Raw genomic sequence first — 22,736 nt, forward strand, 5'->3', positions numbered from 1 at the left:
GCATAGGGATCAACGGCGCGGGCCGCGCACCTGTTCGAGCAGGCGCCGCATCTGTTCCGGGATCCGCGCCGGGACCAGGTGGCCCTTCTCGTCGGGACGTACGCAGGCGATCCGCTGCTCTCCGGTGGCGACCAGTTCCTCGCCGCCGCCCGGGAGCTGACGCCAGTACTCGTACGTCATCACCGACTGGGACTGGCCCAGCTCTCCCTGCCGCATCCTGATGATCACCTCGTCGAAGACCGCCAGTTCCCGCAGGTAGTCGCAGTGGCAGCTCACGGTCAGCAGGCGCACCCCGTCGGCGAAACCGGCCACCACGTCGGGGACGAAGTCGCGCAGGAACATCTCCCGGGCGCGGCCCTGCCAGCGGATGTAGTTGACGTAGTTGACGTTGCCGAGCAGGTCGGTGTCCTCGATGCCCACGACGTGCCGGTATTCGTACGCGTCGCCGGTCACCGGAGCTCACCGGCCTTGCCGGCGTTCGGGTCGGTCGCGGCCAGGATCGCGAGGACGACGGGGGCGGCCACGCCACGCAGCCGGGTGGACATCGTCAGGATTCGATGATCACCGGCGACGAGCCCCACCCAGCCGCCTTCCCGTGCCGAGTCGAACGTGACGGCGGCGTCGACGGGCCGGCCCGCCTTCACCAGGCACTCGGCGGCCGTCCATACCCGCGTGGCCGCGGTGTCGAAGTCCTCCCCCGCCTCGTCCGCGACGGCCTCGGCCAGCGCGAGCCGGTCGGGGCCGAGCAGCGTCGACCAGGTCTGCCTGCTCCGGGGCGTGACCGTCTCCAGGTCGCACCCCGCGGTGGTCGTCGCCATGGTGACGCCGGCCGCGTGCGCGATCGACACGGTGTCGCCGCTCACCACCTCCGGCTTGCCGTCCGGGCGCCAGACGACCTCCGCGTCGGCGCCGAGCAGCCGCCGGACCGCCAGCCGGGTGGCCTGCCGCCGCTCCAGCCCGTCGCCGTCGGCGTCGAACAGGACGCGGCCCGCCAGGTTCTGCTCGATGAGAACATGCTCCAGGTACGAGCCCAGCAGCATGGGAACCCATTCGCGGGGCACCTCGTACTTGCTGACCAGCTGCGTACGGAAGCCCTGCCAGGTCTCGATGACGCCGCCGTCGCGGTCGGTGACCTCGATGTCCCAGCACTTGTCGTCGAAGCGGTGCCGGATGTAGACGTCGGTCGCCTGCTCGCCGGTCGACGGGCCCGGCACGATGCGTTCCACCCCCGAGGGGATGGCCAGCACGGTCGGCCCGCAGGTCTGCATCGGCTGCATGTACGCGTCCCGGGCGGCCGGGTCGCCGAGCAGCAGCCGGGAAGGGAGATACCGCCCGAACCACGAGGAGCCCGTGCCGGCCAGGAGCCGGCCCGTGACGTGCTGGGCACCGGTGCGGTGGATGCTCTCGACGAGCTTGAACCTCGGGCCGTGGAAGAGCATCGGCCCGTAGAGGTCCGTCGCGGGGTCGAACGCCAGCGGCGGCAGCGCCACGTCGCCGGGCCGGGTGAGCCCCAGTGTTTCCGGCTTGGCGCCGGTGTGGCCAAGCGGTTCCGGCTTGGCGCCGGTGTGGCCAAGCGGTTCCGGCTTGGCGCCCGAGTAGTCGCAGACCGCCCGGAAGTGGTCGATCTGGAATTTGGTCGCACTCGTACGGACCGCGGTGACGACCCGGCCCGGCCCGGTACGCAGCGCCGCCACCCGTACCGTCACCGGGGCGTCCTCGGGAACGACGATCGCCCGGAGGAACTCCACGTCCTCCAGGACCGGCACGATCTCGGTGCCGAGCAGCCCGGCCGCGGCCTGCGCCATGATCTCCATGCCCACCGTACCGGGGACTACGGCCCCTCCCCCGCCGCCGAAGACGTGCTCGGCGAGGTAGGGGTCGCTGGCCCAGCTGACCTCGGAGTCGGCGACGAGCTCGATACCGGGGTAGGAGACGCGCGGCTGCTCCAGGAAGCGGAGCAGCGGCAGATCGTCGCTCCCCTCGCGGCCGGCGCGGAAGGTCACTGTCGGCATCTCGCCGAACCGCCCGGTGACCACGGTGACGACAGGCGCGCCGGGGTCGGCGATCAACTCGCGGAGCATGGCCACGCCCTGGTCGGGGGTGATGGTGGTGACGCCCACGCGGGCGAGGTTCTCCACCGAGCCGAGCCGCTCCCCCATGCCGACGCCCGACCACAGCGACCATTCCACGGCCCTGCACCGGCAGTGCGGCAGCTCGTGCGCGAGCCGTTCGACGAGGTCGCTCTGCCACTCGTTGGCGATGGCGTAGTGGGCCTCGCCCCGCAGGCCGGCCCGTCCGGTGATGCTGCCGAACGTGACGAGCAGCCGCAGGGCGGCGGTGTCGACGGCGGCCAGCACCGCTTCCAGGCCCGCGACCTTGGGGTCGATCGTGGCGGCGTAGTCGTCGTCGGTGAGCTCGCCGAGCAGCTTGGGCACGTTGCCACCGGCTCCGTACAGGACGCCGGTGACCTTGCCGAGGTCCCCTTCGAGCGTGGCGACCGCTTCGGCCATCTTCGCCCGGTCGGTGACGTCGGCGCGCAGGTAGCGGGCGGTCACTCCGGCGTTCGCCATCCGCTTCAGGTTGGCGGCCAGTTCGGCGTCCGCCGCCGGATCGGACCGGCCCAGCAGGGCCAGCCGGGTGCCCGTCTCCTTGGCCAGGCTCAGCGCGCACTCGGCCGTGATGCCCTTGCCGCCGCCGGTGACGAGCAGCACATCGTCCGGGCCGAGCGGGAGTGCGGTGCCGTTGAGCTCGACCGGCACCAGCACGGGCTCTGTGCGGCTGCCGTCGGCGTCGTATCGGACCTCTTTGAAGCGGTCGGTCGCGGTGACCTCCGCGGTGATCCGCGCGGGCGCCTCGGCCGCGGCGAGCGGGAGGGTCACCACGGTGGTGGCGACCCAGGGCGCCTCCAGATGCAGGCTCTTGGCGAAGCCGGCCCCGCCGGGCTCCTCCTGGACGATCACGCACCGGGTCACCTCCTTGCCCGCGAGCACCGCGTCGGCGGCGGCGCGCAGCACCGCCAGCCGCTCGGCCCTCGACGCCGAGGGCGAGGGCGAGGGCGAGGGCGAGGGCGGCTGTAGCTCCGACGGCGACGGCGACGGGAGGACGACCAGGACGCCGGTGCCGGTTTCCGCTTCGGTGAGCGCTGTTCGCACAGCTTCAGCGGCGGGATGGTCGCCGACGATCTGCCAGGTGCCCGGGCTGCGCGGCCCCGTACGGCCCGGCGAGGTGCCCGCCCGCTGCTCGACGGCGAAGCCGTGCACCCAGGGCGCGATGCCGGGCGGCACGATGCGGGCCGCCGCCGTCTCGGCGTCCTCGGCCGGTGCCTCGCCCGTCGCGACGAGCTGCTCCAGCGTCTCGGCGACCTGGCCCAGGGTCGCGGTGGCGTACCCGGTGGGCGCGGCGGGCTCGGACAGCCCGAGCCGGCGCATGGACTCGCCGACGATCTCACCCACCACGATCGAGCTGAGGTGCAGGTCGTCCAGGAACTTGCTGTCCGCCTGCACCGTGTCCAGCGGGAACTCGGCGTGCTCGGCGACCAGCCGGCGCAACAGGAGCAGCGGGTCGCCGGCGGGCTCGTCCGAGGACGGGGACCCCGCCGAAACGGTCGCGGCGGCGCTGACCAGCAGGGCGGAGTCGATCTCCGGCGCGACCTCGCACAGGTTGGTGATGAAGGTCGGGGTGACGGCCGGGTCGAAGAGGCGGGTGAAGCGATCCTCGAACAGCTCGCCGACCGTGACCCCGGCGCCGACGGCGAACGCGGCGCCCAGCGTCTGCAGAATGCCCGCCAGCGAGTCGTCGTCCGTACGCATGGCGACGGCGGGGACCCCGACGATGTCGCCCGCCAGCTGGGTCAGCACCTGGCCCGGCCCCACCTCGATGAGCAGGTCGGCGTCCTTCGCCGCCGCCGTGAGCGCCTCGATGAAGCGGACCGGCGCGGTGATCTGCTCGCGCAGCAGGTCGAGGGGCTCGCCGACGACCGGTGCGCCGGTCACGGTCGAGATGACGTGCCGGCGGACGGGCTCCGGCCGCTCTTCGGCCAGCCTGCTCGCGAAGACGTCGGCGGCCGGGGCGACCAGCCGGGAGTGGAAGGCGTGCGAGACGGGGAGCCTGACCGCCGACAGGCCCTGGCGGGTCGCCCGTTCGACGACCCGGGTCACCGCTTCGGCGGGTCCTGACACCACGGTCTGGCGCGGCGAGTTCAGGCCGGCGACGACCACCGGATCGTCGTCGTCCAGCAGCGCGGCCACGGTGTCGTGGTCGGCGGTGATGCTCGCCATCGCGCCGCCGCTCTCCGACAGCTCGCTCATCGCCCGTCCCCGGGCGGCGGCGATCCGCAGCGCCGCGGCCTCGTCGAACGATCCGGCCCAGTGCAGCGCGACGAGTTCGCCGAGGCTGTGCCCGACCGCGGTCCCGGCTTCGACGCCCAGTTCGGAGAGCACCCGCAGCCCGGCCACCGAGGCGGTGACGATGCGCGGCTGGGCGACGGCGGTCTCGACCTGGTCGCCGCCCGTGGGCAGGTCCGCCAGCTCGTACAGCTCGTCGACCGAGTCGAAGCGGCGGCGCGGCGCGCCCCCGTCGGAGCGGGTGCCGGAGCCCTGCCCGGGGAACATCAGCACGATGCGCGGCAGCTCGCCGAGCGCGCCGAGGAAGATCCCGGCCGCGCTGTCGAGGTGGCGTTCCGTACCCTGTCCGGCCAGTTCGGCGACCTGCCGCAGCCGCTCGGCGAGCGCGGCGGGCGTGCCGGCGACCACCGCGGCGCGTCTCGGCCTGCGGCCGATCTTCCGGGCCAGGTACGCGGCGAGGTCGGGCAGCTCGGACCGGGACATGCCCACCGCGACGCCGGCGAGGCGCTCGGCCTCCTGCCGGAGGTCGTCCAGGGAGTCGGCGTCCAGGCAGAACAGTTCCACGTCCTGCGGGGAGTTCATGAGCGTCCGGGTCCGGCCGTCCAGGCGGGGCCGCCTGCGGCGCGGCGATTCGATCACCACGTGCGTGTTGATGCCGCCGAAGCCCATGGCGCTGACGCCCGCGCGGAGCGGTGCGTCCTGGGGCCAGGGTTCGGCCTTGCGGAGGGTGCGCAGGGCGGGGGCGTCGCCGGAAATGATCTTGTGTGGCCGTTCGCAGCCGGTGGTCGGCGGCAGTACCCCGCTGTTGACCGCCATGACCGCCTTGATCAGGCCGGCCATCCCGGCGGCCGCCTTGGTGTGGCCGATGTTGGCCTTGATCGAGCCGATGACCGCGGGCGGCGCGGCCGGCGCTGCCGCCCGGCGGGCCTCGGAGATCGTCTCCAGCTCCGCGGCGTCGCCCACGGCGGTGCCGGTGCCGTGGCCTTCGAAGTACGGCACCTCCTCGATGCCGAACCCGGCGCGCTCGTAGGCGCGGTCGAGGCAGAGCCGCTGGCCGTCGGACTCCGGCCGGGTGATCCCGCCCGCGCCGTCCGAGGAGACGCCCCAGCCGGCGATGAGGGCGTGGATGCGGTGGCCGCGGGAGACGGCGTCCTCCTCACGCATCAGGACGACCATCCCGGAGCCCTCACCCGGCCAGAACCCGGCGGAGCGCTGGTCGTAGACGCGCATCTCGTCGGTGGCGAGGGCGCCGGCCCTGGAGAAGCCGATCAGCTCGTTCGGGTCGATGCTGATGTCCACCCCGCCGGCGACGGCGACGTCGAGGTCGCCGGAGACCAGCGCGTTGCAGGAGGTGGTGAGCGCCAGCAGCGAGGAGGCGCAGGCGCCGTCGACGGCGTAGCCGCCGCCGTTGAGGTCGAAGTGGTTGCAGATGCGCCCGGCGATCGTGTTGGACAGGCCGCCGGCCAGGTAGTCGCCGTCCGGCACCGGGAACGGCGCCTTGTAGTCGTGCTCCATCCGGCCGAGCAGCTCGGTGAGCTGCTCGGTGTCCAGCGTGCCCTCCAGGGCGTTGGCGACGATGCGGCGTACGTACGGCCAGCGCAGCCTGATCCCGGCCGCGCGCTGGCCCTCGCCGGTGAGGGAGTTGCCGATGACCACGCCGGTGGTCTCGTGCGGCGCGCCCTTGCCATCGGGGAAGCCGGCGTCGGCGAGCGCCTCGGCGGCCACCTCCAGCGCGAGCCAGTGCACCATGTCGGTGTTGCGGAAGGTCGTGCCCGCCACCTTGAAGCGCAGCCGGTCGAACTCCCAGTCGCGTAACAGCGCCGCCTCTGTCGTGTAGAAATGGTCGGGCGCCGAACGGTCCGCGGACCAGTAATCGGATAACCGGATGCGCTCGGGCGGCAGCCGGCGGAAGGACCTGCGGCCGGCCAGCGCGTTGTCCCACAGCTCACCGGCTGTCGAGGCGTCGGGAAAACGGCATGCCATACCGACTACGGCGATACGAGAAGTCACGAGTGTCCTTCAAATCTGATTTACACGGGCCGACCCGTTGCGGAGACGATGGAATGCGTTGACCCGCGCCGCGCGCAGCAGCGAGCCCGGTGACGCGAACTGCTTGACGTCGATGAGCCGGGAGGCGAAGGAGTAATAATGCCTGGCGGCTCCGTCGTCGCGGGCCGCCGCGGAAAGCAGCAGCCGCTCGAAGACATTGAACGGCCGCACGGCCGAATAGTCCTCCATCAGCTTGTGATGGCTGTCCAGCGCCGCACGGTGTGCTTTTCCGTATTCGGCCAGTCCCGGCAGCACGTCGTGCTGGTTCGCCACGGCGCCCCCGACGGCGTCCACCAGCCACTGCGCCGACTGGAACGCCCAGCCGCAGCCGACCCCCCACAGCGGATCGGTGGCCAGCGCCGCGTCGCCGACCAGGGCGAGTCCCGGTCCGTACGGCTTGCGGTAGACGTTGGGCAGGTCGAGCGTCCCGACGATCTTGGAGACGCGTTCGGCCTCGTCGATGCGCGGAGCGTCGGGCAGGGCGCGGACGAACCGTTCGAAGCTTCCTTCGAGATCGCCGCGGAAGGCCGAGGTGTGCTGTTCCTTGTTCGGCGAGCAGGCGACCACGGTGATGCCGTCGTCGTTGGGGAAGGCGAAGGCGGTGTCGGGGTCGAGGAACCACACCCGGCTCGGCGCGTCTTCCGGCAGGCCACGGTACTGGGCGAAGAAGCCCAGCCGGTTGTTGGCGCTCAGCCTCACGGGCAGCCCGCTGAGGGCGCCCACGGTCGAGTTGCGGCCGTCCGCGCCGACGACCAGCCGCGCCGTCAGCCGGGTCTCCACGCCGTTGGCGGTGACGCGGACTCCGGTGCAGCGGCCGTCCTCCTCCAGGAGGCCGTTGACGTTCTGGCCGAGCCGGAGGTCGACGCCCGGGGTCTCGGCGGCGAGCCGCCTGAGCATGGGGTCCAGGGTCTGGCGCCGGACGTTGACGCCGTGCGGCAGCGGGTCCTCGCCGGGCGCGGACCGCGGCGCGATCCAGCCCCATTTCGTCCACAGGTGGGTGACGTGCCCGTGCGCCCCGGCCTCTTCGAGCAGAGGCAGCAGGCCCAGCGTCTTCATGACCGGCAGGCAGCTCGGTTGCAGCGTATGGGTGCACAACACCTTGTACGCGTCCATGCCGGAATGCTTTTCCAAGAGGGCGACGCGAGCGCCGAGATTCGCGAATAATATTGCACTGGCGCATCCGGCAATGCTCGCGCCCACTATGACGACGTCATAGTCATCTGTCATTCGACATTTCCCTACGAGGCGCCACTCCGCGAACCATGAAGTGGTTGAACCGTAAACGGGGATTGAGTAGATCCTTTAGAGGTTACCCGATAGTAGGGATCGAGATCTGAGCGCGTCAAGAGTCGCGGAGCGGCTTCATTCCGACTGCTCAGTATGCTCACGCACGAGCCTCAGCTCACCTGCGATTCCGGCCAGGGTCCAGTGGGCGTTCAGGCCGCTCGGGTTCGGCAGCACCCACACCGGCACCCCGCCCACCGCCTCCTCCTGGAGCCCGACGGCCGCCTTGGGCCGGGCGAAGGCCGTACGGTACGCCGAGACCCCCAGCACGGCCAGCACCCGAGGCTTCACCGAAGCCACCAGCCCGGCCAGCCGGGCCCCGCCCTCGACCAGCTCGGCACGCGTCAGTTCCGACGCCTTGGCGCTGGGCCGGGCCACCACGTTGGTGATGCCCAGCCCGTACGACGGCAGGAGGTGCTGCTCGGCGGGCGCGAGCAGCCGGGGCGTGAACCCGGACAGATGCAGCGCGGGCCAGAACCGGTTCCCCGGCCGGGCGAAGTGATGGCCGGTGGCCTCCGACATGAGCCCGGGGTTGATGCCGCAGAACAACACATCGAGCGAGGGGCCGAGTACGTCGTCAATCACGCATCGGACGCTAACCCATCTCCTCAAGCTTGCGGCCTTTGGTCTCCTTGACGAACTTGGTGACGAACAGGAACGACAGCACGGCGAAGAACGAGTACCCGGCGTACGTCAGCGGCAGGTTCCACTTCCCCAGGGCCGGGAACGACACCGTGATCGCCCAGTTCGCGATCCACTGCGCCGAGGCGGCCACCCCGAGGGCGGCGGCCCGGATGCGGTTGGGGAACATCTCCCCCAGCAGCACCCAGACCACGACACCCCACGACAGCGCGAAGAACAGCACGAACACGTTGGCCGCGACCAGCGCGATGGGCCCCTGCGGAGGCGGCAGGCTGAGCCCGCGGGCGTAGGAGAACGCCCACGCGGCCGTGGCCAGCGAGATGGCCATGCCCGCCGAGCCGATGAGCAGCAGCGGCTTGCGCCCGATCCGGTCGACCAGCGAGATCGCGATGAAGGTGCCGATGATGTTGATGACCGAGCTGGAGAAGCTGATCAGCAGCGAGTTGCTCTGGGTGACGCCCACCGACTGCCACAGCACCGAGGAGTAGTAGAAGATCACGTTGATGCCGACGAACTGCTGGAAGACCGACAGGGCGATGCCGATCCAGACGATCGGCAGCAGCCCGAAGGCGGGCCCGCGCAGCTCCTTGATCGAGGACCTCTCCTCGGTCTTGAGGACCTGATGGATCTCCGCCACCCGGGCGTCCAGATCCACGTGCTCGCCCTCGACCTCGGTCAGCACCGTACGGGCCTGCCTGATCCGGCCGACCGCGATCAGGTACCGGGGCGATTCGGGGATGGTCGAGGCGAACAGCAGGTAGAGCAGGGCCGGCACGACGCACGCGCCCAGCATCCACTGCCAGGCCTGCAGGCCCCACAGGCTGTTGTTGACGTCGCCTCTCGCCAGCCGGACGAAGGCGTAGTTGACCAGCTGCGAGAACGCGATGCCCAGCACGATCGCGAGCTGCTGGAACGAGCCGAGCCGGCCCCGGTAGGCCGGCGGCGACACCTCGGCGATGTAGGCCGGGCCGAGCACCGAGGCCATCCCGATCGCGATGCCCGCCAGCACCCGCCAGAGGGCCAGGTCCCACAGGGCGAACGGCAGCATCTGCCCGATCGAGCTGGCGGAGAAGAGAATGGCCGCCACCTGCATCGTCCTGGTACGTCCCCACCAATCGGCCAGCCGGCCCGCGATCCAGGCGCCGACGGCGGAGCCGAGCAGCGCGATGGCCACGACGACGCCGATCTCCACCGGGCCGACCTTGAAGTACTTCTGGATCCCGACGACGGCGCCGTTGATCACGGCGCTGTCGTATCCGAAAAGGAACCCGCCGATGGCCGCTGCCGCCGTGATGAAGACGACGTGACCAAGGTTCTCCTGGCGGCCGTACTGAGTAGCCATTGCGGACTCCCTCCCCGGAAAGGGGATTTACCCGCCGTCACTTCTCGTACGGCCACGATTACTCAAAAACTACAGGCGCGGGTCCACCGGCTCGGACTCCAGGGCGAGCACCGCGAAGACCGGCTCGTGCACCCGCCAGCCCGCGTCGCCCTCGGCCAGGCGCGACAGGGCTTCCAGGCCGAGCGCGTACTCGCGCAGCGCCATGGACCGCTTCTTGCCCAGGAAGCGCCTGCGCAGCACGTCGAGCGACTCGGTGTAGTCGGGACCGTAGATGATCCGCAGGTATTCGCGGCCGCGTACCTTGACTCCGGGCTGGACCCGGCCTGCCACGTACTGGGCTGGTTTGACCACCATGCCCTCGCCGCCGGCCGCCGTCAGCGACGACCACCAGTCCACCGCCCCGGCCCGCGATTCCGGCGAGTCGAGCGAGATGAAGACGTGCCTGGTCGGGGTGATCAGCGGCGAGTCGAGCAGGGCGAGCTTCGACAGGTGCCAGGCGTGCGGCTCCAGTGCCGTGGCCCGGCCTTCGCAGGCCAGGATCTGGAACGGCGCGACCCGTACCCCGTCCAGGCCGTCAACCGGCCAGCAGTAACGCGCATAGGCGTCGCGGAACAGGGCAGCGTTGTCGGTGCGGCGTCGAGTGCGGGCGAGTAGCCCGCCCACATCCAGCCCGCGCCCGGCGGCCGCCTCCAGAACCGACACAGCCTCGGGCAGCGCCGCGCGCGCCGCCGCGCCGACGGAGGCGTACTGGCTCCTGATCAGCTCGCCCGCCTTGGCCGACCAGGGCAGCAGCTCGCAGTCGAGCGCCACCCAGTCGGAGCCGAGCTCGGCCCAGAGCGGCTCGCACGCCTCCCGCAGCCGGTCCACCAGCGGCGCCATGTCGTCGAAGAACGGGCGCCCGGTACGCGTGTAGACCGCGCCCGCGGAGCCGTCGGTGACGCCGAAGCGGGCCGCGGCCACCTCGGGGGTCCTGGCGAGCACGGCGACGGCGCGCGACCCCATGTGCTTCTCCTCGCACACGACCTCGGTCACCCCGGCGGCGGCGAACTCCTCGAACGCCTCGTGCGGGTGCTCCAGGTAGCCGTCGAGCGTGGACGTCTCCGGCGGGGCCATGGTCGGCGGGAGGTAGACCAGCCAGCGCGGGTCCACCGCGAACCTGCTCATGATCTCCAGAGCCGCGGCCGCGTTCTCCTCCATCACCTTGACGCGGGTGCCGAACCGGGTCTCGACGTGCCTGGTGCCCTGGACGTCGCCGATGTCGAGCATGCCCGGGTCGCGAGCGGGCCCGCCGCCGAGCGGCTTGACCGACGCGTACCAGATCTGCTCGGCGGGGACGGAGACCAGCTCGCGTTCCGGGTAGCGCAGCGCGGTCATCGTGCCGCCGAACACGCAGCCGGTGTCGAGGCAGATGGTGTTGTTGATCCACTCGGGCTTGGTCGTGGGCGTGTGACCGTAGACGACCATGGCCCGGCCGCGGTACTCCTCGGCCCACGGGTAGCGGACCGGCAGGCCGTACTCGTCGGTCTCGCCGGTCGTGTCGCCGTACAGGGCGAACGAGCGGACCCTGCCGGACGCGCGGCCGTGGTAGGCCTCCTTGAGCCCGGCGTGCGCGACGACGAGCCGGCCGCCGTCGAGCACGTAGTGGCTGATCAGGCCCTCCATGAAGGTACGGGCCCGCTCGACGAACTCGGGCGGCTCGGCGGCGAACTGGTCGAGCGACTCCTTGAGGCCGTGGGCGACCGTGACCTTGCGGCCGTTCAGCGCGCGCACCAGCTTCGCCTCGTGGTTGCCCGAGACGCAGATCGCGGTGCCGGCCGCGACCATGCCCATGACCAGGCGGAGCACGCCGGGCGAGTCGGGGCCGCGGTCGACCAGGTCGCCGACGAACACCGCCGTACGCCCGGCGGGGTGCTGCGCCGTCACCGCCTTGCCGTCGGCGCGCTCGATCTCCCAGCCCAGGGTGCCCAGCAGGGTCTCCAGCTCGGAGCGGCAGCCGTGGATGTCGCCGATGACGTCGAACGGGCCGGTCAGCTCGCGCTTGTCGGTCCACGCCTTCTCGTAGGAGAGCTCGGCGTTCTCGATGGCGTCGAGGCCGCGCAGCACGTGCACCTTCCTGAAACCGTCGCGGGAGATCTTGCCCAGCGAGCGGCGCAGGTCCTTGCGCTGGCGGATCACCACGCCGGGCCCGAAGTCGCGCTCGGAGCGGCCGGCGTTGCGCTCGATCGCCACCTCCTCGGGGGTGTCGAGCACGATCGCGTCGGCCAGCACGTCGTGCTTCTTGGCCAGGTCGATGAGGCTCCGGCGGGCGGCGTACTGCACGTTCGTGGCGTCGACCACGGTGAACAGCCCTCTGGCCAGGCGGACGCCGACGATGTGGTGGAGCAGGTCGAACGCGGCGGGGGTGGCCGACTGGTCGTTCTCGTCGTCGGCGACCAGGCCGCGGCAGAAGTCGGACGAGATGACCTGGGTCTGCTTGAAGTGCTTGGCGGCGAACGTCGACTTCCCGCTGCCCGACACGCCGACGAGCACCACGAGAGACAGCTCGGGGACGCTGATCATCGGGTGAACACTCCCATCTGGGTGGGCGGCCCGACCTCGGGGTCGTCGTCGCCGACCGGCTTGAAGGTGACCTGGTAGCCGTAATCATCGGCCACCCGCGAGGCCCACGCGGCGAACTCGGCGCGGGTCCACTCGAAGCGGTGGTCACGGTGGCGCAGCCCGGTCAGGAACTCGTAGCGGGGGTTGTACTCGATGTTCGGGGTGGTCACGAGCACGTGCTGGGGCCGGGCGTGGCCGAACACCACGCGTTCGAGCGCCGCCAGACGCGGCGGGTCGACGTGCTCGATCACCTCCATGAGCACGGCCGCGTCATAGCCGGACAGCCGCTTGTCGGTGTAGGTGAGCGCGCCCTGGAACAGCGTCAGTCTGGCCCGTTTGCTGTCGGGCATCCGGTCCAGCCTGAGCTTGCGCGCGGCGATGGTGAGCGCCATCGCCGAGACATCCATCCCGGCGACCCTGGCGAACCTGGGCCTGGCCAGCATCGCGCCGACCAGCTCGCCCTGACCGCAGCCGAGGTCGATCACGCTCGTCGCGCCGATCTCCTCCAGGGTCTCCAGTACGGCCTCGCGCCGCCTGACGTTGAGCGCCTTCGGCTTGGCCTCCGGCGCACTGCCCGGCGCGCTGCCCGGCGCATCGCTCGGCGCGTCGCCCTGCGCTTCGGCCTCCGCGGCGGCCGCCTCGTCGGCCGCGGTCTCCCCCGCCGCCGCGTCCTCGTCGACCGCGGGCTCCAGCTGCTCCTCGGTCTCGTCGCCGAGCTCGGCCAGCCTGGCCAGCGCCGTCCGGGCCAGCGCCCAGCGGCGGCCCAGGTAGCGCCGCATGATCAGGCCGCGCTCCGGGTGCGCGTACAGCCAGCCCTCACCGGCTCTGACCAGCTTGTCCACCTCGTCGGGCGCGATCCAGTAGTGCTTGCCGTCGTCGAGCACGGGCAGCAGCACGTACAGGTGGTTGAGGGCGTCGGCCAGCCGTACGGTCCCGCTGAGCGTCAGCCGCACGTAACGCGAGTCGCCCCACTCGGGAAACCCCTCGTCCAGGGGTACGGCCAGCGCCTCGACGGCCCAGCCGAGCGGCTCGAACAGCCGGGCCGCCAGCTCGGGCCCGCCACGGCAGGGCAGCGCCGGCAGCCCGATCACCAGCGGCATCGGCCGGCCCGGCAGGTCCGGCCGGGCCTTGCACCGCCCGGCCCGCGCGGTCCGGAAGACGTCACCCAGGGCCACGGCCAGCAGCGAGGAGGCGGCGTAGGGCCGGTCGTTGACGTACTGGGACAGGCTGAAGTCGGGCGAGTTCTTGCCGCGTGACCGGACCAGCGCGATCGGGTCGACGTCGAGCAGCAGCGCCGCCGTGCAGCGCCCCTCGCCGGACTCCGGGTAGAAGACCGTGGCCGTACCGAACGACTGGCCGAACTCCTGCACCCGATCTGGATGCTTGTGCAGGAGAAAGCCCAGATCGGTGGCAGGTGTGGCGGTGGTCGAAATGGTCAGCAGCACCCGGCAAGTGTGCCGTAGTCCAACGAAGGGGCGCCAACGGATATGTCAGACGTGCGGCAGGACCTCGGCCGCGATCAGCTCCAGGTGTTCGAGGTCGGACAGGTCCATGACCTGGAGATACACACGCTCGGCGCCGAGCTCGCCGAACCGGCCGATCTTGTCGACCACCTCGGCCGGGGTTCCCGCGAGGCCGCCTTCCCGCAGACCGGCCAGGTCCTGCCCGATGGCGACCGCGCGCCGGTCGAGCTCGGCCTGGTCACGGCCGACGCAGACGGTCTGCGCCGCCGAAAGGATCACGGTGCGGCCGGTCTCGGCCGTCGCCTCCCGTACCCGGTCATAGGCCTCGCCCGTGTCCGACAGGGTCCTGAACGGCACGTTGTACTCGTCGGCGAAGGCGGCCACCAGCCGGGGCGTGCGCTTGGCGCCGGTGCCGCCGATGATGATCGGCGGGTGCGGGCGCTGGACCGGCTTGGGCAGCGCGGGCGAGTCGACGAGACGGTAGTACCTGCCCTCGAACGAGTAGGACTTCTCCGCCGTCCAGAGTCCTTGGATGATCTCCAGCTGCTCCTCGAACCGGCCGAACCGCTCGCCCACCGGCGGGAACGGGATGCCGTACGCGGTGTGCTCCTGGTCGAACCAGCCGGTGCCGAGGCCCAGCTCGACCCTGCCGCCGCTCATCTGGTCCACCTGCGCGACGCTGATGGCCAGCGGCCCCGGCAGCCGGAACGTGGCCGGGCTCACCAGCGTGCCCAACCTGATCCGGGAGGTCTCCCTGGCCAGCGCGGCCAGCGTGAGCCAGGCGTCGGTCGAACCCGGGCCCGGGTCACCCGCCCCGATGCGCAGGTAATGGTCGGACCGGAAGAACGCGTCGAAGCCCAGCCGTTCCGTGGCCTGGGCGACGGCGAGCAGGTCATCGTAGGTGGCACCCTGCTGGGGCTCGGTGAAGATCCGCAACTTCATAAGGCCATTATCCGCTCACGTACCACCACACATGGGACGACTCCTGGAGAATGCCCCCGACCCACCACGCCGCCCCCGCGACAGCCATAGGATTTTGTGAGCAACGTGGCTCTTGTCGGCGATGGAGGGGTGAGATGGCGACCCGTCCGGAGACGGCGAAGAAGATCCTCCTTTACTGGATGGACGCCTCGGTCGCCCTGATGGCCGCCCTTCTCTCCATAGCGATCATCACCTCGGCCGACGAGCGGCGGATCTCCGTACCGCACGCGGTGGCCGCCGAGGTCTGCCTGCTGGCCTCGCTGGTGTTCGGCCTCCTCGTCCTGCGGGACGCCTTCGACGATCGGCCGCGCCCCGTCGCGAAGCTGGTCGCGGGCGGGCTGCTCGCGGCGGGCGCGCTGGCGCTCGCGCCGCCCTCCACCACTGACGGGTCGTGGGGCATGGCCGCGATCATCTGGCTCTCGGTCCTCGCCCTCTACCTCCCGTTCCGGGCGACGGCCTGCGTGGGCGCCGTGCTGGTCGCGCTGATCACCGTCTACCTGTCGGCGGTCGCCGACCAGCCGTGGCCGGCCGTCCTGATCTCCATGACGCTGTCCGCCGCGCTGCTGCCCGCCACCATGAGGCTCTGGCGCTGGGTCTGGTGGACGATCAGGGAGGCGTACGACGGCCGGGAGGCCAAGGCCACGCTGGCCGTGTCGCATGAGCGGCTGCGCTTCGCCCGCGACCTGCACGACCTGCTCGGCCACAGCCTGTCCGTCATCACGCTGAAGAGCGAACTGGCCGCCAAGCTGGCCACCATCGACGAGGGCAAGGCCGCGGCCGAGATGGCCGGGGTACGCCGCCTGGCCGCGGAGTCGCTCGCCGAGGTGCAGGTGGCGGTGGACGGCTACCGGCTGCTGGACCTGGACGCGGAGCTCGCCGGGGTACGCGTGGCGCTGGAGGCGGCGGGCGCTCGGTGCGTCATCGAGGCCAGGGCCGACGACCTGTCCCCCGCCGCCCGCGCGCTGCTCGCCTGGGCGGTCCGCGAAGGTGCCACCAACGTGCTCAAGCACAGCAAGGCCACGCACTGCGCGATCGTCATCGACGGTGGCGTGCTGGAGATGCGCAACGACGGCGTCCACGGGCCCGCGGCCGGGGCCGGGAGCGGCCTGCGTGGGCTGGCCGAGCGGATGACGGCCGCGGGCGGCTCGTTCACGGCGGCTCCCACGCCCGCGGGCGAGTTCCTGCTGCGCGCGGCGGTGCCCGCATGATGCGGGCCGCCCGTGTGCGTCACGTCCTGCGCGGCAGGGACCGGCTTCGGCGGGCGAGCCGGCTCGACAAGGTGCGCTGGCTGATCCTCGTCAGCGCCGACGTCGCCAACCTGCTCGCCCTGTTAGGGCTCTTGGAGCTGACCGTCCGGTGGCAGGAGGGCGTCCCCGGGTGGCTCGCGGCAGCGGCGGCCGTCCTGCTTCTCATCCTGCTCGGGCTGGCCACCCGCCCGTTCAGGATCGCCGTCAGGGGCGGGCGGCGGCCGACCGTGATCCTGGCGGTCTCCGGCGTCATCACGCTGCTCCTGTCCGTCCTCCTGCTGATCTGGGCCATTCCTGTGTGGCTGGGGATGCTCGCCCCGTACGTCCGCAGGCGCACCACCCTCGTCCTGGCCGTCGGGTCGATCGTCGTCGTCAACGTGTACATCACGCTGGCCACCGGGTTCCTGATCGAGATCTTCCTGCTCCAGACCGTCCTCACCGGCCTCGTGACCGGCGGCCTCCTGGCGAACCTGTGGCTGTGGCGCGTGGCCAAGGACGCCCACGAGGGCCAGGAGGCCAGGGCCATGCTCGCGGTGTCGGAGGAACGGCTGCGCTTCGCCCGCGACCTGAATGACCTGCTCGGCCAGAGCCTCGCCGACATCTCGGCCGGGGCCGAGGCCGCCTCGCGAACACTGCGCGAGGATCCCTCGGCGGCCGCGGGCGAGATGTTCGAGGTGCGCGACCTGGCCAGGCAGACGCTGCGCGAGGTGCGCTCCACCGTACAGAGCTATCGGGCCCTGGACCTCGACGAGGTCCTCGCCAGCGTGCGGGCGGTCCTGGAGGCGGCGGACGTACGGTGCGCCGTCCGCGCGGACACGACCTCGCTGACCGCCGAGACCCGCACGCTGCTGGCCACCGTGGTCCGCGAAGGCGCGACCAACGTGCTCAAGCACAGCAAGGCCGGGCATTGCACGATCACGATCGAGGATGGGGTGCTGGAGATGTCCAACGACGGGGTCGAGGGGCCGGTGAACGACCACGCGCCGGACGGGCTCGGCGGCCTGTCGCAGCGGGTCAGCGCCGCGGGCGGCACGCTGTCCACGGCCTGCACGGGTGACGGCGCGTACCTGCTGAGGGCGGCGGTGCCGGCATGACCGCTCCTGCGGGGACGACCCGCGTCCTGCTGGCCGACGACGAGCACCTGGTCCGCGGCGCCATCGCGGCCCTGCTCGACCTGGAGGCGGGCATCGAGGTGATCGCCCAGGTCGGCCGCGGCGACGAGGTGCTGGCCGCCGTCGTCGAACACCGCCCCGACGTGGCCGTACTCGACATCGAGATGCCCGGCATGGACGGCCTGAGCGCGGCGGAGCAGATCAGCTCCCTGTGCAAGATCGTCATCCTGACCAGCCTGGGACGGCCCGGATACCTGCGCCGGGCGATGGCGGCGGGGGTGAGCGGCTTCCTCGGCAAGGACGCCTCGGCCGAGGAACTGGCCATGGCCATCCGCAAGGTCCAGTCGGGCGGCCGCTACCTGGACGCCGAACTGGCCGCGGCGGCGATGGCCGCCGGAGACAGCCCCCTGACCGACCGCGAACGGGACGCCTTGCGGCTGGCCGGCGACGGCGCGACGATCGCCCGGATCGCCGCCGAGCTGCACCTCACTGAGGGAACCGTACGCAACTACCTGTCCAGCGCGATGACCAAGCTGAACGCCCAGAACCGGCTCGAAGCCATCCGTACGGCGCAGCGCATGGGGTGGCTCTGAAGATCGCCGGTCTGGATAGCATGCCGACCCATGAGAAGACGGGCAAAGATCGCAACCGTGGCCCTCGCGGCGACCCTGCTGGGCACCCTCCTACCGACCGCGCCCGCGCTGGCGGACAGCGGATACGTGATCAAGAACGTCTCCACCCTCATGTGCCTCACCATCGCCGGCGACAGCTCGACTCGGCGGATGGGCAACATCGCGCGGACCTGGGAGTGCCAGCCCGGCCTCCAGGGCTACTTATGGAACCGCACGGCCCGCTCCCAACTCGCCAGCGCCGACTTCCACGGCAAGCTGTGCATCGGTGCGCCCAACGGCTCGCTCGTGCTCGTACGCCGCTGCGGGGCCGATCTCAAGCATCAGCGGTTCACCTTCACCACCATCAAGACCAACTTCGGCGACCGGTTCCTGATCAAGTGGAAGGGCGTGTCACCGGATACCTGTCTGAACAGCAACGACAAGGGCCAGGTCTTCGGCTCGCGCTGCGATCCGGGCAGCACGAACCAGAGCTGGACGCTGGGCCCTCGGGTCCGTGTCAGCTAGGCGATCCGGTAACCCCCTAGCTCGGAGGATCACGTGATGTCGGACGCCTCGCTGGACTACTACTTGATCTTCGCCTCGCCAGGCCGTGGGGTGCCGCCCCAGGGGATCCTGGTCGAGGAGTTCGTGCTCTGCGACGACTACACCGCGGCCGGAATCGACGGTGTCGAGTGGTCGGCGGCGACCGGTGCCTGGGGCGGGTCGTCCGCGACAAGCCGCGGCATCCGTGCCGACGCCCTGCTGCGTTCGCGGGTCGTCGCGGTGAACCGTCACGACGCGGGTGGCGCCTACAAGGCGTGCGGCGGGGGCGAGCTGCCGCCAGAGGCGGAGATCCGCGCCCTGTTCGGCGAACGCCAGCCGTTGCCGGCCGCCGCGCCGCTTGACCTGGGCGCGGCGGGATCGCGCCTCTACCGCGTCCTGTTCGCCGGGGAGCTCGGCGGGCGCGGCCTGGCGGACGTGCGGTCGGCCCTGGGGTTGGAGCTGGTCGACGACCCCCTGGCCCGCGTGGTCGGCACGGCGACGGCGACCGCCGCGGATCACACCTTCACCTGGGAGTTGCGGCGGATCGGGCCGGGGGTCGCCTGGTGTCTCGATGTGACCGTACAGATGGGGAACGGCCCGGAGTCCGCCGTCGGGGCGTTGCTCCACCTCCATCGGCAGGCGATCCGCGGGCAGGGCCTGATTCCCGTCACGATCGAACGCTTCAGATGAAAGCGGCTTACTTGATGGCTGTCAGGTCGACGATCACCTGCTTGCCGTCGAGGTGGTACGCGAGCAGATTCCGGGTTTCGTAGTCGATCTGGGCGTCATTCATCATGGCGGCGGTATCTTTGCCGCGCTTCTTGAGGCGGGCGCCGAGGTCGCCCTTCCGCCCGGTCGGCAGGTCATAGAGGACCAGGCGTGCATCGTCGTCGCCCGTCGCCTGCCGCAAGACCACGAACCGGTCGAGAGCGGGGGTGCGACTGAGGATCCAGTCCGTACCCCCGGGCAGAGCGCGTACCCGGGAGCCGTCGCGATGGCGCACGTTCAGGCCGGTCAGGCACCAGGTGAGCGAGCATCCCCATTTGGGCTCCCCCTGCTTGACGACGGCATCCCGCCGCTCACCCGTGAGCACGTTGACCAGGTGCTGGAAATCCGGTTCGCCGGACGGGTCGGCGGCTCGACGCGTGGTGATGCCCGCCCAGGGCCACTGGAGCAGGTGCCGCGCCTTCGTGCCGGGCACGAACCGCGGCTTGCCGCCCGACAGCGGGGCCTGATAGATGCCGCCGTTGATGCCGCGCGACCACACCGCCTTGCCGTCGGCCACCGTCAGCATGCTGATGTCGCCATATTTCATGGTCTGCGCGAACGACGTGACCTTGTGGGCCGCACCGCCGCTCGTGGAGACGGCCCAGATGTCGAGAGCGCCCTTGATCTTCCCCCAGGAGACGGTGTACCAGAGCAACTGCCCGCCACCGGTGATGACGGTGGAGGTGTAATCCGTCTTGGCGGGCGGGACGAAGTCGATCAGCCGCCGGGCCGTACCCGATGAGAGGTTGTACGACCACCACACGGGCTTGTCCCCCTTGCCCGTCCTGGCCAGGAGGCTGCCGTCCGGCAGGTACAGCTCCGGCTCGAACGCCGGCCCGTTCGGCAGCTTCTCGGGCACCACCCGCACGGCGCGCGGCCAAACCTCGGCCACCGGCCCTTCGGAGGCACCGGCGACGGGCTCGGGCTGACGCGACGACCCGTTCTGGATCACCAGAGTGGCGCCCGCCACCAATACGGTGACCGCGGCCGCCGCGGCCAGCGCCAGTCCGCGCGGTCTCCGGCGAGCTGGCAGGAACCGTTCCGGTGGCGGCGGTGCCTCCTCTCGCGCCATGTCGGAGAACGTCTCGCGCAGCAGATCCTCGATGTTCACCTGAACTCCCTCATGCCGCTCAGCTCGGGCGCGATCTTCTTCAGGCGGTCCAGCGACCGGTAGACCTGGCTGCGTACCGACCCCACCCGGACGCCGATCACCCGGGCGATCTCCGTCTCCGACAGGTCCTCGAAGTAACGCAGCACGAGCACGGTCCGCTGGCGCGGCGTCAGCCTGGCCAGCGCGGCCCGCATCACCAGCCGGAGGTCGGCCGCGTCGGAGTGCCCCTCGTGGAACTGCTCGGGCACCCGTTCGGTGGCCACCTCGACACCGCGTGACCGGCGCCGCCACCGGCTGGTCTGCTCGTGGTACATGCTCCGCCGGACATAGCCCTCAAGTGCCGCCGGGTCGCGCAGGCCGCGCAGCCGCGAAGCGGTCTTGGCCAGGGCCGACTGCACCAGGTCCTCGGCGGCGTGCCGGTCCCCGGTCAACAGGTACGCGGTACGGAACAGCGCCGCCGATCGGGTGATGACGAACTCATGGAAGTCCGCCTCACGTCCTGCTTCCACAGACCCTCCTCGCCGTGTCACCAAGCAAGGACGCCGCAGGGTCGCGAAACTATGCCGTCAAACTGACACCGTGAACAGGATCATCGTCTGCGGCATCTCCGGGTCGGGCAAGACGACGCTCGCCAGGAAGCTGGCCGCCCGGCTCGGCCTGCCCCGCCACGAGCTCGACGCCCTGCATCACGGTCCCGGCTGGGTCAAGCGGCCGGAGTTCGAGGCCGAGGTGGAGGAGTTCAGCCGGGGCGAGCGGTGGGTGACCGAGGACCAGTACCACCGCTTCCTGGGCGACCTCCTCTGGCAGCGCGCCGACACGGTCGTCTGGCTGGACCTGCCGCGCCGTACCGTGATGTGGCGGGTCGTACGCCGCTCACTCGGCCGCGCGATCACCCGGCGCGAGCTGTGGAACGGCAACCGGGAGGACTGGAGCTCCTGGCTCGAACCCGACCACCCGATCCGGTGGGCGTGGACGCACCACCAGCACCGCAAGACGCAGACCACCGACCGCATCGCCCGCCATCCGGAGGTGACGGCGATCCGCCTGCGTACGGCCCGCGAAGCGAAACGCTGGCTCGGCGGACTGTCCCAGAAGGAGTGACCTCACGCGCCTACCTGATCAGGTCGAAGGCCAGCCGGGGCTCAATCCCGCTCCATCGTCGGCGGTCGAGCGGTGCAGCCGCGCCGTCCAGTAGGCCTCACGCTCGGGGTCATCAGGCAGCGGTTCGCCGAAGGCATCGGCCTCGGCGGCCAGCCAGGCTTCCCACCTGCGGGCCGTGGGGATCAGCTCGGCCACGCCCGCCAAGAACGAGGGAAGCCCGCCCGCCGTCACCTTCGCGTCGAGCCACGCAGCGTCTTCCCCAGGGAGGCTGATCACTCGCTTGTCGGTCACCCCAGAACGGTAGTAGTCCCGGGCTCCAAGCGTCACGGCATCACCCAGAGTTCCGCATAGATCATCCGCCCTCGCCTTGTCTGCCCTTCTCCGTAGGCGTCGGCGAGCGCGGACACGGTCTGGTAGGCCGTCGCGGTGTCAAAGGCCGCCTTGTGGTCGTTCGGATAGTGCACCTCAAAGTGGATCTTTCCGTCTTCGATGACAATGATCAGATTGAGGTTGCTGGACGGGCTGGACCTGGCCAAGGCGCAGCCGAATAGGTGCTCGACCAGCCGGTAGGCGGCTGATGCTCGCCGCGGAGACCGAGCAGTGGCGAGGGCGTGGGCGAGCCGCGCTGCGGCATGAGCGCTTCCGGGAAGGGCTGGGTAGTCCTGGGTCCAGGTTGTCACGGTCCACCGCCAAGAAAAGAGGAGCCGGATATCCGACTCGCTTTCTGTACTGCCAGCTTGCAAGCTGGATGTACAGCGCGTCAAGCTGTATCCCGTGGAACAGCCTGCTTACATCCGGATTGCTGCCTCCTTGAGGACCCGAATCGCCAAAGGTGACCTTGCGCCAGGCGCACGTCTGCCCGCACGCCACGAGCTCGCCACCGAATATCAGGCAGCCGAGGGTGTCGTACGCGAGGCCACGCAGCTGCTTCTCCGCGAAGGCCTGCTCGTCAGCAGACCGGGTGCGGGCATGTTCGTCCGGCAACGCCCCCAACGCCGCTCTCTGGTGCGCAGCTGGTTCCGGGAGCGCCAGGCCGGTTCACCGTTCGCCGCGCTCATGAAAGAGCAAGGCCGTCACGGCAGCTGGGAGTACGACTCAGACACGGCCCAAGCCCCGCCCGAGGTACGTGAGCGGCTGGGGTTGGCCGAGCCGGACGGCGACCGGCACGACGTGATGCGCACCCGCTACGTGTTCGCCTCGAACGACGAGGGCCCGTGGATGCTGTCGACCAGCTGGGAACCCTTGAGCCTCACAAAGGGCACGCCGATCGCGGTTCCTGAGGGCGGCCGGCACGCGGGCCTCGGCGTGACGCACAGGATGGCGGCGATCGGCATCCAGGTCGACACCTGGGATGAGGAGGTGTGGGCGCGGCCGGCCTCGCCGGAGGAGGCGCGGACGCTCGGCATCGGCACCGGGAGCATCGTGATGGTCGTCGAACGCGGCTACTTCGCGGGCGAGCAAGTGGTCGAAGTAGCCGACATCATCGTGCCCGCGGAGTCGACGAAACTGATCTACAACGGGCCCGTCGGCAACAGCTGATC

At 70.9% G+C, this 22,736-nt stretch carries 19 protein-coding genes; 7 read left to right on the top strand and 12 right to left on the bottom strand.

Going from position 1 to position 22,736, the window contains the following annotated elements; all coding sequences use genetic code 11:
• Positions 1-9: 9 nt before the first annotated feature.
• The 8 genes from KME78_RS22075 to KME78_RS22110 all read right to left on the bottom strand — a co-directional run bounded on the left by KME78_RS22075 (position 10) and on the right by KME78_RS22110 (position 14,663).
• Positions 10-453, bottom strand: coding sequence for an acyl-CoA thioesterase (locus KME78_RS22075; RefSeq protein WP_219531019.1), 444 nt, complete (start codon positions 451-453; stop codon positions 10-12).
• Positions 450-6,353, bottom strand: coding sequence for a type I polyketide synthase (locus KME78_RS22080; protein ID WP_308127070.1), 5,904 nt, complete (start codon positions 6,351-6,353; stop codon positions 450-452). Before KME78_RS22080 ends, KME78_RS22075 begins: the two co-directional genes overlap by 4 nt.
• 9 nt (positions 6,354-6,362) lie before the next feature.
• The gene (locus tag KME78_RS22085) at positions 6,363-7,619 is read right to left on the bottom strand and encodes an FAD-dependent oxidoreductase (protein ID WP_219531020.1); all 1,257 of its coding nucleotides are present in this window, start codon (positions 7,617-7,619) and stop codon (positions 6,363-6,365) included.
• 135 nt (positions 7,620-7,754) lie between these two features.
• A complete protein-coding gene (gene mug / locus KME78_RS22090; RefSeq protein WP_308127071.1) occupies positions 7,755-8,261 on the bottom strand; it encodes a G/U mismatch-specific DNA glycosylase in 507 nt (168 codons plus the stop codon).
• A gap of 10 nt (positions 8,262-8,271) precedes the next feature.
• Positions 8,272-9,660: a sugar porter family MFS transporter gene (locus KME78_RS22095; RefSeq protein ID WP_219531022.1), complete on the bottom strand. Its 1,389-nt coding sequence runs from the start codon at positions 9,658-9,660 to the stop codon at positions 8,272-8,274.
• Positions 9,661-9,729: 69 nt separating this feature from the next.
• A complete protein-coding gene (locus KME78_RS22100; protein ID WP_219531023.1) occupies positions 9,730-12,219 on the bottom strand; it encodes a polynucleotide kinase-phosphatase in 2,490 nt (829 codons plus the stop codon).
• Positions 12,216-13,703, bottom strand: a complete 1,488-nt coding sequence (locus KME78_RS22105; protein ID WP_219531024.1) for a 3' terminal RNA ribose 2'-O-methyltransferase Hen1 — start codon at positions 13,701-13,703, stop codon at positions 12,216-12,218. Before KME78_RS22105 ends, KME78_RS22100 begins: the two co-directional genes overlap by 4 nt.
• A 45-nt stretch (positions 13,704-13,748) precedes the next feature.
• Complete coding sequence (locus KME78_RS22110) at positions 13,749-14,663, bottom strand: LLM class F420-dependent oxidoreductase (RefSeq protein ID WP_219531025.1); 915 nt, start codon at positions 14,661-14,663, stop codon at positions 13,749-13,751.
• A 134-nt stretch (positions 14,664-14,797) separates the two neighbouring features.
• On the opposite strand from KME78_RS22110, the gene KME78_RS22115 reads away from it, so the two are divergent.
• From KME78_RS22115 to KME78_RS22135, 5 genes are read left to right on the top strand one after another with little or no spacing between them, the layout of a single operon-like run.
• Positions 14,798-15,910 (top strand): sensor histidine kinase, encoded by a 1,113-nt coding sequence (locus KME78_RS22115; RefSeq protein WP_219531026.1) that lies wholly within the window; start codon positions 14,798-14,800, stop codon positions 15,908-15,910.
• Positions 15,907-17,043 (top strand): sensor histidine kinase, encoded by a 1,137-nt coding sequence (locus KME78_RS22120; protein ID WP_219531027.1) that lies wholly within the window; start codon positions 15,907-15,909, stop codon positions 17,041-17,043. Before KME78_RS22115 ends, KME78_RS22120 begins: the two co-directional genes overlap by 4 nt.
• Positions 17,040-17,654: a response regulator transcription factor gene (locus KME78_RS22125; RefSeq protein WP_219531028.1), complete on the top strand. Its 615-nt coding sequence runs from the start codon at positions 17,040-17,042 to the stop codon at positions 17,652-17,654. The genes KME78_RS22120 and KME78_RS22125 overlap by 4 nt, the downstream gene beginning before the upstream one ends.
• 30 nt (positions 17,655-17,684) lie before the next feature.
• The gene (locus KME78_RS22130; RefSeq protein ID WP_219531029.1) at positions 17,685-18,197 is read left to right on the top strand and encodes a ricin-type beta-trefoil lectin domain protein; all 513 of its coding nucleotides are present in this window, start codon (positions 17,685-17,687) and stop codon (positions 18,195-18,197) included.
• Positions 18,198-18,233: 36 nt separating this feature from the next.
• Positions 18,234-18,905 carry a hypothetical protein gene (locus tag KME78_RS22135; protein ID WP_219531030.1) on the top strand — a complete coding sequence of 224 codons (672 nt, stop codon included), beginning with the start codon at positions 18,234-18,236 and terminating at the stop codon, positions 18,903-18,905.
• Between the two features lie 7 nt (positions 18,906-18,912).
• Here KME78_RS22135 and KME78_RS22140 read toward each other — a convergent pair whose 3' ends face one another.
• Entirely contained in the window at positions 18,913-20,094 is a 1,182-nt protein-coding gene (locus KME78_RS22140; RefSeq protein WP_219531031.1) for a TolB-like translocation protein, read from the bottom strand.
• Positions 20,091-20,603 (bottom strand): SigE family RNA polymerase sigma factor, encoded by a 513-nt coding sequence (locus tag KME78_RS22145; protein ID WP_219531032.1) that lies wholly within the window; start codon positions 20,601-20,603, stop codon positions 20,091-20,093. The genes KME78_RS22140 and KME78_RS22145 overlap by 4 nt, the downstream gene beginning before the upstream one ends.
• Positions 20,604-20,673: 70 nt before the next feature.
• On the opposite strand from KME78_RS22145, the gene KME78_RS22150 reads away from it, so the two are divergent.
• A complete protein-coding gene (locus KME78_RS22150; RefSeq protein WP_219531033.1) occupies positions 20,674-21,195 on the top strand; it encodes a P-loop NTPase family protein in 522 nt (173 codons plus the stop codon).
• An 18-nt stretch (positions 21,196-21,213) separates the two neighbouring features.
• On the opposite strand, the gene KME78_RS22155 is transcribed toward KME78_RS22150, so the two are convergent.
• Both KME78_RS22155 and KME78_RS22160 read right to left on the bottom strand, forming a co-directional pair.
• Positions 21,214-21,486 (bottom strand): hypothetical protein, encoded by a 273-nt coding sequence (locus KME78_RS22155; RefSeq protein ID WP_219531034.1) that lies wholly within the window; start codon positions 21,484-21,486, stop codon positions 21,214-21,216.
• A 32-nt stretch (positions 21,487-21,518) separates the two neighbouring features.
• Positions 21,519-21,875 (bottom strand): hypothetical protein, encoded by a 357-nt coding sequence (locus tag KME78_RS22160; RefSeq protein ID WP_219531035.1) that lies wholly within the window; start codon positions 21,873-21,875, stop codon positions 21,519-21,521.
• A gap of 94 nt (positions 21,876-21,969) precedes the next feature.
• Here KME78_RS22160 and KME78_RS22165 point away from each other — a divergent pair, with 94 nt between their 5' ends.
• Positions 21,970-22,734, top strand: a complete 765-nt coding sequence (locus KME78_RS22165) for a GntR family transcriptional regulator (RefSeq protein ID WP_308127072.1) — start codon at positions 21,970-21,972, stop codon at positions 22,732-22,734.
• Positions 22,735-22,736 lie beyond the last annotated feature (2 nt).

The sequence above is a fragment of the Nonomuraea guangzhouensis genome (genome assembly GCF_019396345.1).
GTDB classification, from domain to species: domain Bacteria; phylum Actinomycetota; class Actinomycetes; order Streptosporangiales; family Streptosporangiaceae; genus Nonomuraea; species Nonomuraea guangzhouensis.

Bases quoted from the DNA above. Each gene is read 5' to 3' on its own strand.
- KME78_RS22085 (WP_219531020.1), bottom strand. From the start codon at position 7,619: ATGACAGATGACTATGACGTCGTCATAGTGGGCGCGAGCATTGCCGGA.
- KME78_RS22095 (WP_219531022.1), bottom strand. From the start codon at position 9,660: ATGGCTACTCAGTACGGCCGCCAGGAGAACCTTGGTCACGTCGTCTTC.
- KME78_RS22100 (WP_219531023.1), bottom strand. From the start codon at position 12,219: ATGATCAGCGTCCCCGAGCTGTCTCTCGTGGTGCTCGTCGGCGTGTCG.
- KME78_RS22110 (WP_219531025.1), bottom strand. From the start codon at position 14,663: ATGAAGTTGCGGATCTTCACCGAGCCCCAGCAGGGTGCCACCTACGAT.
- KME78_RS22115 (WP_219531026.1), top strand. From the start codon at position 14,798: ATGGCGACCCGTCCGGAGACGGCGAAGAAGATCCTCCTTTACTGGATG.
- KME78_RS22120 (WP_219531027.1), top strand. From the start codon at position 15,907: ATGATGCGGGCCGCCCGTGTGCGTCACGTCCTGCGCGGCAGGGACCGG.
- KME78_RS22125 (WP_219531028.1), top strand. From the start codon at position 17,040: ATGACCGCTCCTGCGGGGACGACCCGCGTCCTGCTGGCCGACGACGAG.
- KME78_RS22130 (WP_219531029.1), top strand. From the start codon at position 17,685: ATGAGAAGACGGGCAAAGATCGCAACCGTGGCCCTCGCGGCGACCCTG.
- KME78_RS22135 (WP_219531030.1), top strand. From the start codon at position 18,234: ATGTCGGACGCCTCGCTGGACTACTACTTGATCTTCGCCTCGCCAGGC.